12 protein-coding genes are annotated in these 12,475 nt (G+C 42.4%); 2 read left to right on the top strand and 10 right to left on the bottom strand.

Annotated features, from left to right (window positions below; genetic code table 11):
• Nucleotides 1–2: 2 nt before the first annotated feature.
• On the bottom strand, nt 3–1,004 hold the full coding sequence (locus ABKW31_RS16205) for a D-cysteine desulfhydrase family protein (RefSeq protein WP_348617611.1): 1,002 nt from the start codon (nt 1,002–1,004) through the stop codon (nt 3–5).
• A gap of 36 nt (nt 1,005–1,040) precedes the next feature.
• Nucleotides 1,041–2,363: a mechanosensitive ion channel domain-containing protein gene (locus ABKW31_RS16200; RefSeq protein WP_348617610.1), complete on the bottom strand. Its 1,323-nt coding sequence runs from the start codon at nt 2,361–2,363 to the stop codon at nt 1,041–1,043.
• Between the two features lie 147 nt (nt 2,364–2,510).
• Between ABKW31_RS16200 and ABKW31_RS16195 the strand changes: the two genes are divergently transcribed.
• Entirely contained in the window at nt 2,511–2,648 is a 138-nt protein-coding gene (locus tag ABKW31_RS16195; protein ID WP_348617609.1) for a hypothetical protein, read from the top strand.
• Nucleotides 2,649–2,686: 38 nt separating this feature from the next.
• Complete coding sequence (locus ABKW31_RS16190; protein WP_348617608.1) at nt 2,687–3,148, top strand: DUF2127 domain-containing protein; 462 nt, start codon at nt 2,687–2,689, stop codon at nt 3,146–3,148.
• A 49-nt stretch (nt 3,149–3,197) separates the two neighbouring features.
• Here the strand turns inward: ABKW31_RS16190 and mdoH are convergent, their stop codons facing one another.
• The 8 genes from mdoH to ABKW31_RS16150 form a co-directional block, all read right to left on the bottom strand.
• Nucleotides 3,198–5,321 (bottom strand): glucans biosynthesis glucosyltransferase MdoH, encoded by a 2,124-nt coding sequence (gene mdoH / locus ABKW31_RS16185; RefSeq protein ID WP_348617607.1) that lies wholly within the window; start codon nt 5,319–5,321, stop codon nt 3,198–3,200.
• Nucleotides 5,309–6,769: a glucan biosynthesis protein gene (locus ABKW31_RS16180; protein ID WP_348617606.1), complete on the bottom strand. Its 1,461-nt coding sequence runs from the start codon at nt 6,767–6,769 to the stop codon at nt 5,309–5,311. Before ABKW31_RS16180 ends, mdoH begins: the two co-directional genes overlap by 13 nt.
• Before the next feature lie 408 nt (nt 6,770–7,177).
• Complete coding sequence (gene nspC / locus ABKW31_RS16175) at nt 7,178–8,317, bottom strand: carboxynorspermidine decarboxylase (RefSeq protein ID WP_348617605.1); 1,140 nt, start codon at nt 8,315–8,317, stop codon at nt 7,178–7,180.
• Nucleotides 8,318–8,471: 154 nt separating this feature from the next.
• Nucleotides 8,472–9,674: a saccharopine dehydrogenase family protein gene (locus tag ABKW31_RS16170; protein ID WP_348617604.1), complete on the bottom strand. Its 1,203-nt coding sequence runs from the start codon at nt 9,672–9,674 to the stop codon at nt 8,472–8,474.
• A gap of 108 nt (nt 9,675–9,782) precedes the next feature.
• Nucleotides 9,783–10,328, bottom strand: coding sequence for an ATP-binding protein (locus ABKW31_RS16165; protein WP_348617603.1), 546 nt, complete (start codon nt 10,326–10,328; stop codon nt 9,783–9,785).
• Between the two features lie 15 nt (nt 10,329–10,343).
• Nucleotides 10,344–10,823, bottom strand: coding sequence for an adenylyltransferase/cytidyltransferase family protein (locus tag ABKW31_RS16160; protein WP_348617602.1), 480 nt, complete (start codon nt 10,821–10,823; stop codon nt 10,344–10,346).
• Nucleotides 10,824–11,435, bottom strand: a complete 612-nt coding sequence (gene pnuC, locus ABKW31_RS16155) for a nicotinamide riboside transporter PnuC (protein WP_348617601.1) — start codon at nt 11,433–11,435, stop codon at nt 10,824–10,826.
• A 2-nt stretch (nt 11,436–11,437) separates the two neighbouring features.
• Nucleotides 11,438–12,394, bottom strand: a complete 957-nt coding sequence (locus ABKW31_RS16150; RefSeq protein ID WP_348617600.1) for a kelch repeat-containing protein — start codon at nt 12,392–12,394, stop codon at nt 11,438–11,440.
• Nucleotides 12,395–12,475: the final 81 nt, after the last annotated feature.

The raw sequence follows: 12,475 nt of genomic DNA, 5'->3' as shown, positions 1-12,475 counted from the left end.
GATTACCACTCGGTAAATTTATCAGCATAAGCAAATAATGCTGGATTGCCGCCCGTGTGCCAAAACAAGACGTTGGCAGATGCGGGCAATTGTTCGCTGCGCACCAGGTCAATCAAACCTGCCATAGCACGCCCGGTATAAACCGGATCAAGCAATATGCCTTCACTTTTAGCGAGCAAGCTGATGGCTTCTTGTTCGGCTGAACCTAAAACACCGTAACCTTGGCCCGTGAAGCCCTCCAATAAATCAATGGAGTCGAGTTCAAAACGACAGTCTTTGCCAAGAAAGCTTGCCGTTTGATTAGCTAAGTCGACAATAACCTGCTTAAAGGGTTTTTTTGCATCTTCGTCTTTATCAATATTGATACCAATCAACTGATAGCTCTGTTGTAGTAATGCTTTGCCAACCAACAAACCAGCATGGGTTGCACCCGATGAAGAGGCAAACACAATATGGCTAATTGGTGTGTTAACAAGCTGATGCTGTAATTCTTGCAGGGCATTAACAAAGCCAAGTGCGCCTACTTCATTAGAGCCACCATATGGCACGACATAGGGTTTATGACCTTGCTGGGTGAGCAAACTAACTAAGTCAGGGATACCTTCACCTTTACGGTGTTCTCCTTGCCAATATATCTTGCTGCCTAATAGATAATCTAATAGTAGGTTGCCGTTAACTGTTTGTGGTTTTTCACCACCTAATAACAAATGACAAGGCAGTTTTAATAAAGCTGCGGCCGCAGCCGTTTGACGACAGTGATTTGATTGCACGGCACCAGCGGTGATTATGCAATCGCAGCCATTATTTAAAGCCTCCGCCAATAAATATTCTAACTTACGTGTTTTATTACCACCGAAGGCTAAGCCGCTAAGATCATCACGTTTAATGAAAATTTTAGGTCCGCCGAGAACCTCACTAAAATTAGCTAAATAGTGAAAGGGAGTGGGGAAAAAACCCAAAGATTGACGTTTAAAGCTATCAGTAATAATTGGCGAATCAGACATTATTTTCTCGTTTTGGGACGACGATTATAGTGAGCATTATTTGTTCACCGGGTTTTTAATCATATCGGGGTTTAAAATAGTGACTTCACGTTGTGGGAATGGCATATGGATGTCGTGTGCTTTTAATGTCTCTAATATGCTCAACATTAAGTCTCCCCCTACCCGATTTTTACCGTCATCAACCCCTTGCATCCAAAATTCTACAAACATATTAATGCCTGAATCACCAAAGCTGTCTATTTCACAATCAGGGCGTTCCTCGAATGGCACGTCTTCCCCGCTGATCACTTGGGGATGCTCAGCCACTAGGACTTTGATGATTTCAACCATGGCACGTACATCAGTAGCATAGGGTACTGAAAAGTCGACTCGATAACGTTGTTTCGGATCTTTGTGGGTCCAATTAATAAACTGCGATGAAATAAACATTTCATTGGGGACAACAATATCTTTACCGTCATAGGTTTCTAGCACGGCATAACGCATGCGAAACTCGCGCACAAACCCTTTGGTATTTTCATCTAATTCAACATAGTCGCCAACTGTCAATGAGCGGTCGAGCAAGATAATAATGCCTGAAATAAAGTTAGACGCAATGGACTGTAAACCAAGACCAAGACCGACACCTACCGCTCCGCCAAATACGGCTAAAGTGGTTAGATTAATTCCCATTACATTGAGTAGCAGCAAACATACAACACAAAATAAGGCGACCTCAAACAACTTTGAGAAAACCTCACGAGTAGGTACGTCAAGATGTTCTTGTTTACGAATAATATCTTTGCCAAGACTGCTGGATGCACGGCCTAGCCAAAAGAGTAAGGTGCCAAAAATTAATACGCGCAATACGCCGTAAGCCGAGACACTGACATTGCCTACTTCGAGTGATATTTCTTCTAATTCACTAATGAAAATCGGCAAATAGCCTAAAAGATGTAAAATTAATGTGGGTAAACCTACCCATCTAAATAAATTAGCGGCAAAGCGATTGGTCACAAAGGCTTTGATGCAAAAATGAAAAAACAACAGGACAGCGATAAAATAAGCGCTGTTGATGACCCAAGCAGAATGGGCAGTGTGTCCGCTTATTTCAGTGGAGATACGCAGTAAGGTAATGGAAACCAAAGGATAAATAATCCCACCTAAACGAAAGGCGAGCTTATGCAGAGGGTGGGCGGTTTCAGAAGGAATATTATGGGTTATACCAATACTGTTGCGGATTTTTCTTGCTACAAAATAAGCAAAAACGTAGACCAACAAAACAATACCTATCTGCGTGTAGGTATATGGCGTGCTTAGAGCCTGCTGAGCTATGCGCAAACCTTCATCTATATATGGACTGAATAAGTCTGTATTCATTCTTTACCCGGTATTCCCATTTTTACTTAATAGTACTACGTCATCCTTGCTTTTTCATGCTTTGAATTCGTTGGTGGTTTACCAAGGTAGTGGTAGTCTTCAACTACGTTTCTACCAACGCCGTTAGGACCTGCCCCCTTCTATCAAATGTTTAGCTTACCTTTTCCTTCAATGGACGCATTGCAGCAAACCTTGGCTAGTCCAGCGATGCAAATTGTGGCCGCTGATGCAGTACGCATTTCTTCTGGCGGTGCACCGCAAGTATTAGTCGGCACGGCAAATTAAAGCTGTTTTACTTTTTTTAGCAGTAAAGGTAGTAATAGATGTCAGGGAAACTGAATGGATTGCGTACGATCGCCATATTGGAGGCCGCTAAAGGGGGGCTGGCGTTTATTGTCGCCTTAGGGTTACATGTATTGGCGGGTCAAAATTTGCAGCTTGTTGCCGAGCGTTTAGTCACACATTTACACCTCAACCCTGCCAGCCACTATCCTAATGTGTTAATAACGGTCGCTGCTCAAGTCTCAGATAAAAATGTTAATTTAGTGGCTGCTGGCGTAATTCTTTATACCTTAATCCGCTTTATTGAAGCTTATGGATTGTGGCATCAAAAACCTTGGACAGAGTGGTTTGCGTTGATTAGTGGCGCGGTTTATATTCCTTTTGAGATCCGTGAAATCATCATCTACTTTAATTTTCTGACCGTGTCAGCCCTGTTGGTTAATCTTGTGGTTGTGGTTTATCTAATGCATTTAATGTTTAAATCACCCCGTTCCGAGCGCTGAAACCCCGCTAATCAAAAGGGCTGGGCATCAGCGTTGGGTATCGTTAAATTCAGTTTTGGGTGGATGCAATGGCCAATAAGGATGCAAACAACTGGCGATCACTTAACAAGGCTAATTTTTCTTTATCCGTCATCCAAGCGATAGCCTCTTGTGGTGATTGGGCATCAGCAATTTTGTGTTCAACACTGATTTTATCTAAAGGAGGATGACCACGCACAGGTACAAGAGGTGCTTGAGTCATTGAAAAGTGATTCTCCCTGTGCAAGGGGTGACTCAACAAATACTCAATATTAAGTTCAGCGACTTGTGCCGAAAATAGTTGTTCAAACTCATCTCTTTGTTGCATCAAAGCAGGCATATTTACTTCTTCAGGAATGCTAAGTAAGCCACAAAACTTCAGGACTTTTGCCAGTATGCTGCTGCCACTTAAAGCTGAAAGTGGTATCGACAGTAGCAAGCCGATTAAAGTTGGGGCCAACCAAAACAGTAAAGGCGGAGAATAATAAACTAAGATTGCAGTCATCACGACGCCAATTAAGGTATGCCAAATATGCATTCGAAACAGGTGCAGCCAATCCGTACCCTTATGTTGACGTTGCTGGGTAGACCAGCCAGAGTCACGCCCGCGAAAAATATCAAGCATGTGTTTACTGTGGATTAGCATAAAGATGGGTGCGTAGAGTACTGAAAAAACAATTTCTATTATCGCGCCGAGCAATAGACGGATAATTCCCAAAGGCTGTCTCAGTTGTTTAGTGAATATGGCGCGCAGTAAACCCAAAATTTTGGGTACTAACAGTATACCCATGGTCAGCACAAACAATTGAATCATGCGCTCAGAATCAAACACAGGCCAATGAGGGAATAAGCTGAGCTCATCGGAAAAATACTCGACATTGACATAATGGATTTGCACGGCCATTACAATACCGATCAGGATCAAAGCAAACCAAATAGGTGAGGCCATATAGCCCATAATGCCCGTTAGCATATGAAAACGATTGGGCCATCTTAAACCCTTGGCCGACAGTACCGCCAAATGTTGTATATTGCCCTGTGCCCAGCGTCTGTCTCGAATTGCGACATCTGATAAACTCGGTGGACTTTCTTCCCACGAACCTTTTAAGTCAGGTAGCATGCGCACAGACCAGCCTGCACGACGCATTAATGCCGCCTCAACAAAATCATGAGACAGTATGTCACCACTAAATGGTTTGTTGCCGCCCAAGGTGGGTAAACCTGCCGTTTGCGCAAAAGCATTAACGCGAATAATGGCATTGTGGCCCCAATAGTTGCCATCGTCACCTTGCCACGCAGTAATACCTTTGGCTACGATTGGGCCATAAATGGTGCCAGCAAACTGCTGTAGCCGAGCAAACAAGGTATTACCCCGATAAAGGCATGGTAAGGTCTGAATAATTCCACTGTGCGGATCAGAGGCCATTTCAGTCATTAGGGTGCGTAAGGTTGATGCTGACAATAAACTATCAGCGTCGAGTATCAGCATATAGTCATAATGCCCACCCCAGCGACTAACAAATTCGTGCACGTTGCCAGCTTTTTTGGCTTTATTGTTAAATCGACGTCGATACCATACCTTAATGTCACCATGTAAAGCGGTTTGCAGTTGATGCACCGCTGCTGTTTCTTTGACCCACACCTCGGGTTTATTTGAGTCTGAAATGATAAAAATTTCAAAATGCTGGCCGACACCCTCAGCAACCAGTGCTTTGCCCATACTCATTAATGCCGCACACGTTTGCGCAGCATCTTCGTTATAAATGGGCATCAGCAATACGGTTTTTTTACCTAGAAGACTGTCTGCTTGTGGACTGGGTATTTTGTTTGGAAAAAATAATCCTGCTATTGCTCCACATGCAGCTAAGGCAATCCAAACAAAGGTTAGGGCAAAAAATCCAACCATCAACCATTGCAAAACCGTGACTTCAACCTGTGACACTATTAATACCATTTGGTATGTCGCAAATCCGGTTAAACTAGTGGCTCCACCAAAAGTAATTAAGCGCGCCAGCCAAGTTGTCCAAGCTTGGCGTCGATAAACGATTTTACTGTGCCGCTTAAAATCCTGTGGTGGCATATCTAACGGGCATTCAGCTGGTGTGGCAAGCCGATGCATATTATTTTGCTCACCTTGCATATTTAACGGTTCCATCGGTACAGCCACGTTTCGCCCCAAGTTTGGTTTTTGCTGGATAAGGATACCCGAAGTTCAGAAAGATCTTCTCGGCCTGGTTCAAATTTAATTACAACCCGATACAAACCAGTTTGATGCATAAACTTCTGGATGGTACCGACAATTTTGCCAGTGCTGGCTGTAGCATGAATCTCTATATTCTCTGGCAGATTCATCGAATCATAATCGATAACAAAATCTCGGATATTTTCACTTCCTAGTGATTTACCGGTAGCTGTCGACAGGATACGGCCGCCCTTGTCTTCAGCCTTAAAGAGCGAGCCCCAAGAGATCTTATATTCAAAAGAATAGGCTCTGTTGGCTTTTAGCGGTTCAGAGGGTTGCCAAAATGCGACTATATTATCGTGAATTTCAGAATTGGTCGGAATTTCAACCAGTTCAACATGGCCAGGTCCCCACGTGCCTATAGGCTCAACCCAAGCAGAAGGCCGTGCTTCATAGTTGGCCTCCATATCTTCAAAGTCAGTAAATTGGCGATGACGTTGAAACAAACCAAACCCTTTGAGTGCAGTATCTTGAAATACTGATACTTGCAACTTACGAGGGTTAGTCAGTGGACGCCAAATTCGTTCATTCTGTCCGTTGATCATAAATAAACCATCAGAGTCGTGCACCGCAGGTCTAAAATCATCGAAACGGGTTCGGTTTACATCATTGAATAAAAACATAGAGGTTAAAGAACCGATGCCAAATGCCTCAATTTGTTTTCTAGGATACAAGGTGCTTGATACTTCAATAACGGTATTTTCGCCCGGTGTCGCTTTGAAGGTAAAGGCGCCGGTGAGCGAGGGGCTTTCTAACAAGGCATGGATTACGATAGTTGTCGCCTTTTCTTTTGGTCGCTCTATCCAAAACTCAGTGAATGAGGGGAATTCTTCGCCAGAGGGCTTTGCCGTATTGATGGCTAGTCCGCGGGCTGATAAGCCATACCAATTATCCTTACCTAAACCACGAAAATAAGAACCACCTTGAAAAACTAAAAATTCATCCCAAATATCTGGTTTGTTGATAGGGGTGGTTAGTTTAAACCCAGAATAACCCCCAGCTTGTGTTTCTTTGGCCGCTTTTTGTTCTTTATCATAATTGAATATTTCACTGGTATATAAAATACGTCTGGAAACTCCGCCCACGATAAGATTCAGTTTTACTGGCTGTTTAAATAAAAAGCCTGGGTGCATAGGACTTAATCGAAAGTTACGATCTTCGTTTTTCCACACAGTAGCACTGCGTTGAAATTGAATTTTGCGATAGTCATCGTAACTCAGATTGTTAAGCGGACTGTCGACGGGGAGCTTTTGTTCAACATAAGGTTCAGAGGCGAGTTGTTTAGCTTGCTCTTCGAACCATTGCCTATTGAAAGAGTAGGTTGGTCGATCATCTTGGGCTTTGACCAAGCTAGATAGCATAAGAAGCATGCTAGACATTATTAGAGAATAAAAAAATTGACTGCGCAAAATAAAATTTCCTTGCTACAAATGTTAATTAACCACTTACTTGTGGGTGTTTAAAGCAGAATGTGTACCAACTCTAAAAGTTATCCCGGTTATTTATAGTAATGTCGCTTTGCTGCAACAATGTCGCGCATTTAACACAGAAGAAATGTAGCTTCATCGTGCTTAAAGCCGCATTGTCATCTTTTAGTGGGAGATATTATTATCATTATTGGAAAATTTGTATCTAATTTGAGACAGCTAACCTAGGCTGAAGTATAAACTAAGCCCCTTGATTTGGTTGATAGGTTGGCATGGTTCAGTCTTGAAATACAGATACTTAGCCCACATTTTTAAAATGGAGGGTAAGTATTACTTGGTTATTTATGACAATTTGTTTTTAAAGTCTTCGTAAGTGAATTTACGCACTAACTCAAAGGAGCCATCTTTGCGCAGTATGCCAATAGATGGATGCTCAACACCATTAAAAAAGGTAGTTTTAACCATAGTGTAATGGATCATATCTTCAAAGATAATGCGTTCACCAATTTGCAGTTCATGGTCAAAGCTATATAAGTCAATTGCATCGCCGGTTAGGCAAGAATTACCACCAAAGCGATAGGTATAAGCTAACTCACCGGCTTTGCCAGCGCCACGTACCTCAGGGCGATAAGGCATTTCAAGTACATCTGGCATGTGTGCAGTAGCAGACATATCGACTATGGCAATTTTGTCACGGTTTTCGACAATATCAATCACTTCACAAATTAAGGGGCCTGTTTGCCATGCTACTGCAGAGCCTGGCTCTAATATGACGTTAAGATGGGGGTAACGGGCTTTAAACGCTTTTAATGTGGCGATGAGATGCTCAAGGTTGTAGCCCTTTTTTGTCATCAGGTGACCGCCACCAAAATTTATCCATTTAATTTGGCTAAAGTATTGAGCGAATTTTGCTTCTACCGCCAAGATAGTACGTTCGGTGGCATAAGAATCACATTCACAGAGGTTGTGAATATGAAAACCCTCAATACCAGTTAAATCTACATCAATTAGATCTTTGGCTAATATACCAAAGCGAGAACCGGGCGCGCTTGGGTCATACAGTTCGGTTTCGGCTTCACGATGTTCTGCATTTAATCTAATCCCGGGTGAAACCGATGAAGCTAATATTTGTTGTTTGTAACGCTGCCACTGGCCCCAACTGTTAAAAGAAATATGGTCGACTAAATCGACGAGTTCATCAATATCTGCGGGTTTAAACGCGGGTGAAAAGGCATGAACTTGTTTACCAATGGTTTCTTTACCTAAGCGCGCTTCCCATACCGCGCTGGCGGTAGAACCTTGTAAATATTGTTTGACCAAATCAAATGTGGACCACATTGAAAAGGCTTTTAAGGCCAATATAATTTCAACGCCGCTTTCCTCTTGTACTCGCTGCATCAATTTAAGATTAGCTTCGAGCTTGGCTTCTTCACAAACATAACAAGGTGAAGGTATCGCGGGGTTCAACATAGGATCATTCATAGGATTAACTTATTTAGCTTCGGTGAGGACCAATAAGGTCCGAGATCATTGATCTGTTAAAGAAAAAAGAGCAAGAAGCCTTGAGCTGCGAACGCAAAGATTTTAGTCTTTTTCGCAGCTCGCAGCTCGCAGCTCGCAGCTCTTAGCTTTAGCCTTATTTTTTAAACGGGCTTTGCTCAACTTCAATTACTTGCCAGGGTAGGCCATGTACATTGAGTAATTCCATGAAGGGATCTGGGTCTAATTGCTCCATATTCCACACGCCTGGTTTTTTCCAGGTTCCGTTAAGCATCAACGCTGCACCAATCATTGCAGGTACACCAGTCGTATATGAAACCGCTTGGGCACCTACTTCTTCATAACAAGCGGCATGATCACAATTGTTATAGATAAAAATAGTTCGCTCTTTACCGTCTTTCATACCGGTAATGTAAGTACCGATACACGTCATACCGGTATACCCTTCTGCTAATGAACCAGGGTTTGGTAACACCGCTTTTAAAAACTCTAAAGGTATAATTTGCTGCCCTTGGAAGTCAATCGGCGCAATACTTGTCATGCCAATGCCTTCCAATACACGCAAATGAGTTAGATAAGCATCGCCGAAGGTCATCCAAAAACGCGCACGTTTTAAGCTTGGAAAGTGCTTAACAATGGACTCTAATTCTTCATGGAACATCAAATAAGAAGCACGTACGCCGATATTTTGATAATCCAGATCTTCACGCACGCTCAAGGGGTCGGTTTCTTTCCACTCGCCGTTTTCCCAGAAACGACCACGTTGTGTAATTTCACGAATATTGATTTCAGGATTAAAGTTAGTGGCAAAAGCTTGTCCGTGATCACCACCGTTACAATCAACGATATCGAGGTAATGAATTTCGTCAAAATAGTGTTTTGCAGCGTAGGCGGTATATACGTTAGTAACACCGGGATCAAAACCACTGCCTAACAAAGCCATTAAACCGGCTTTTTGGAATTTTTCTTGGTAAGCCCACTGCCAAGAATATTCAAATTTAGCCACATCTTTGGGTTCGTAGTTAGCTGTATCTAAATAGTGCACGCCTGTTTCTAAACACGCATCCATAATAGCTAGGTCTTGGTATGGTAGGGCAAGGTTAACCACTAAGTCTGGTTTGACTTGCTTAATCACCTTAACTACTTCACTGGCATGATCAGCATCAACTGCAAATACACCTTTGATGCGTTCGGCACCCAGCTCTTTTTGCAGGGCTTCGCATTTTGATACGGTCCGACTGGCCAAGTAGATTTCGTCAAAAAACTCAGGTAAACGAGCACATTTTTTAACAGTAACCGCAGCAACGCCGCCAGCACCAATGATCAAGACACGAGACATAGGATGATCCTTTTAGGTTTAAAGATATAAAAAAACGCGCATGCTATCAGTAAATTTTGAGCATGCAAGCGCTGCATTAAAATAGCTGTTTTTATTTGTTAGTTCCAGTTATACGCAGCAACTTTCTAGCCCATGATTATGGCATAGTGATGTTAAAACTGCATTTATTCTCTGTTCAAGCGAACCGGATACGTATAGATGTTTGATGTTATTTTGTGCTAAATATTGTTTTATAAAACGTTGAAATTCATGTCTGTTAGCATCACCTGAGCGTTCCCAAGTATCGTCGTAAGGTATGTCATCACCACAGAGCACCACGAGGTCATAACGAGCCCACGAGTTATTGGCTAACTTAGTTAATTCTGGCAGGGCTTTACCGTGGTAGTGCAGGGCAAAGTGCCAAGTGGTAAAGGCATTGGTATCGCATAACAATAGTGCGTTTGCTTTTGACAGTGCTCTGTCTTCCCATTCATTTTGGGTTTGTGCGATATGCAGCAATTGCTCAGGGCTTAGACGTCGGTCTACTTGATGCTCTAACCAGTATTCTCGACCATATTCAGCCACTGTCAGAGTATTCAACTGTTCAGCCAGTGCTTCACACAATGTGGTTTTTCCAGTGGAAGGCCCTCCGAGGAAAACGATTTTTTTGCTCATTATGCTTAAGGTTCTTTATTGTAAGGCATTAGTTGCCATTAAATCATTGAATACCAGTGGAGACAAAAAGTCTTGGTATTGAGTTATATTTTTTCTAATCATCGTTGCACTGACGGGTACACTCGCTCGATTTTGATCAATGCGAATGTCTTGGCAATTAAATGCTTTACTAATATGTCTACCATAAGGTTCACTACTGAAGAACATATCAAATTGGTAACCGGTTAATAAGCATAAGAGATACTGTTCCTGAGCGCCCATTATTGCCGGGCTATAACCGGTTTCTTTAGGGCCATCTGGTGCAAGTATCACCGTTATTTGCGGATAGAGCGATGTAAGCCAAGCAGAGCGCATTGAGAGAGGGCATTGTGGTAATTCATCACAGGCATAAATAACTACCATCAGTTGATCAACCTGAGATAAGGCCGTATCAATAAGCCATTGATGACCTTTATGCAAAGGGGCAAATTTTCCTAAAGTAAAACCTAGCTTCATCTAATGCACAGCTTTTGATGCATCACGCCATGAGCGGTACCACTGAACCTGGCCAATCATCGCCATGACTAAAAAGCATAAATACAGGGCAGAAGTTGGGTACAGTTGTTTTTGCCAATAAATAGTAATGGCGACAACATCAACCACAATCCATAGAAGCCAATTAAACAGCCTCTTGTGACTTAACAACCACTGCGCGACTAAACTAGCACAGGTGGTAAATGCGTCTGGATACGGGAAACTAGCATCGGTATTTTTGGCCATAATAGTACCCACTATGCTTGTACTAATTACCACGACGCCAGCCCATAAAGCATATTGCTGGTTACTACCGCGTATCACCACTACTTGATTATGCTCATCTTGCGCGCGGCGCCAAATAAACCAGCCATAAAATTGAAAACCGATATATAACACGTGCAATATCATGTCGGAGTAGAGTTTTACCTCATAAAAAATCCAGGCATAAATGCTGACTTGTATCAGGCCAAAGAAAAAACTCCAGATACTGCGTTTAATCAATAAATAAACGCATAAAAAGCCCGCAATAGTTGCAGTCCATTCAAGGGGCGATGCACCGGCAAAACCTTGTAGCCACTCAGTTAGATTCATTTTTACTCAATGGGAAATGTTTGAATTGTGTTTAAGAAGGGCCCGCTAGGTCCAATGTTACCGCCGATGACATAAATGATGTTATTTAAAACCGTGGCAGCATTATGTCGACTTGGCTGATAATTAAAGTTTGTCTTTTGCCATGTCTGCAATGTGGCATCGTAAACATAACTCGCGCTCAGATCTTGGTAATCACCAAAGGTGTATATTTTATCCTGATTGGCAACCACGGAATGAGCACTCAATACTTGCGGTAAAGCAGGTAAGCTAATCCACTGTGCTGTTTGATAGTTATAGCGAGCAAAATGATCTGAGGCGACACTGCCATTAAATCCACCAATCGCATAAATTTCTTGGTTTAGTACAACCGTTCTAGTGCTTTGTGGGTAAGGTAAGTCTGCGCCTTTTTTCCAAGTATTGGCGGATATGTCATAGATTGCCACTGTGTCAGTCGCTTTGACTCTGTCGTTGGGCTGGCGGCTAAACATCTCACCTCCACTGACTATAATCTTACCGTCGATAAAAACAGCACTGCCAAAACGTCTTGGAACTGGCATTTCGCCGATGATTGTGACTTTTTTACTCGGTATATCATAAACCTCTATCGATGGTTGCAGCGATAGTCGTTTATTCAACAAGCTCACTCCGCCTAGAATATAAATTGAGTCTTGCCCATCCCAAACGGCTGAATGATATCGTCTTGGCAGCAATGAATCGCTCAAGTGCTCGATTTTGCGAGTGTTTGGGTCAACTATATAAATATCTCTAGCAAAACCTTTGTTTCCAGAGCCACCGAACACAAAAAGCTTTTCTCCATTATTCACCACAGCATGACCAAAGAGTCCTTGTGGTAGGCTGAATTCATTGTTGGTATTTTGCTTATAAGGGCTTGCACATGCGGATATGAACAATAGGAAGATTCCAATATAGAGTATTCGCCATTGATGTTTTGCAGACATTTTTTCTTCCTTGAAAGATAGTTAAAGAACTTATTTTGAATAGCTTACAAGATATACCATGAACCCGGCAAGTCACTCAGA

Origin of the sequence: Paraglaciecola sp. 25GB23A (genome assembly GCF_040012495.1) — a bacterium.
In the GTDB taxonomy this organism is placed as follows: domain Bacteria; phylum Pseudomonadota; class Gammaproteobacteria; order Enterobacterales; family Alteromonadaceae; genus Paraglaciecola.
Note: the sequence above shows the minus strand (reverse complement) of the source record. Positions and strands in the feature narration are given on the sequence as shown.

Coding starts and splice junctions, on each gene's coding strand:
- ABKW31_RS16205 (WP_348617611.1), bottom strand. CDS start 1,004: ATGTCTGATTCGCCAATTATTACTGATAGCTTTAAACGTCAATCTTTG.
- ABKW31_RS16200 (WP_348617610.1), bottom strand. CDS start 2,363: ATGAATACAGACTTATTCAGTCCATATATAGATGAAGGTTTGCGCATA.
- ABKW31_RS16195 (WP_348617609.1), top strand. CDS start 2,511: ATGTTTAGCTTACCTTTTCCTTCAATGGACGCATTGCAGCAAACCTTG.
- ABKW31_RS16190 (WP_348617608.1), top strand. CDS start 2,687: ATGTCAGGGAAACTGAATGGATTGCGTACGATCGCCATATTGGAGGCC.
- mdoH (WP_348617607.1), bottom strand. CDS start 5,321: ATGGAACCGTTAAATATGCAAGGTGAGCAAAATAATATGCATCGGCTT.
- ABKW31_RS16180 (WP_348617606.1), bottom strand. CDS start 6,769: ATGCTATCTAGCTTGGTCAAAGCCCAAGATGATCGACCAACCTACTCT.
- nspC (WP_348617605.1), bottom strand. CDS start 8,317: ATGAATGATCCTATGTTGAACCCCGCGATACCTTCACCTTGTTATGTT.
- ABKW31_RS16170 (WP_348617604.1), bottom strand. CDS start 9,674: ATGTCTCGTGTCTTGATCATTGGTGCTGGCGGCGTTGCTGCGGTTACT.
- ABKW31_RS16165 (WP_348617603.1), bottom strand. CDS start 10,328: ATGAGCAAAAAAATCGTTTTCCTCGGAGGGCCTTCCACTGGAAAAACC.
- ABKW31_RS16160 (WP_348617602.1), bottom strand. CDS start 10,823: ATGAAGCTAGGTTTTACTTTAGGAAAATTTGCCCCTTTGCATAAAGGT.
- pnuC (WP_348617601.1), bottom strand. CDS start 11,435: ATGAATCTAACTGAGTGGCTACAAGGTTTTGCCGGTGCATCGCCCCTT.
- ABKW31_RS16150 (WP_348617600.1), bottom strand. CDS start 12,394: ATGTCTGCAAAACATCAATGGCGAATACTCTATATTGGAATCTTCCTA.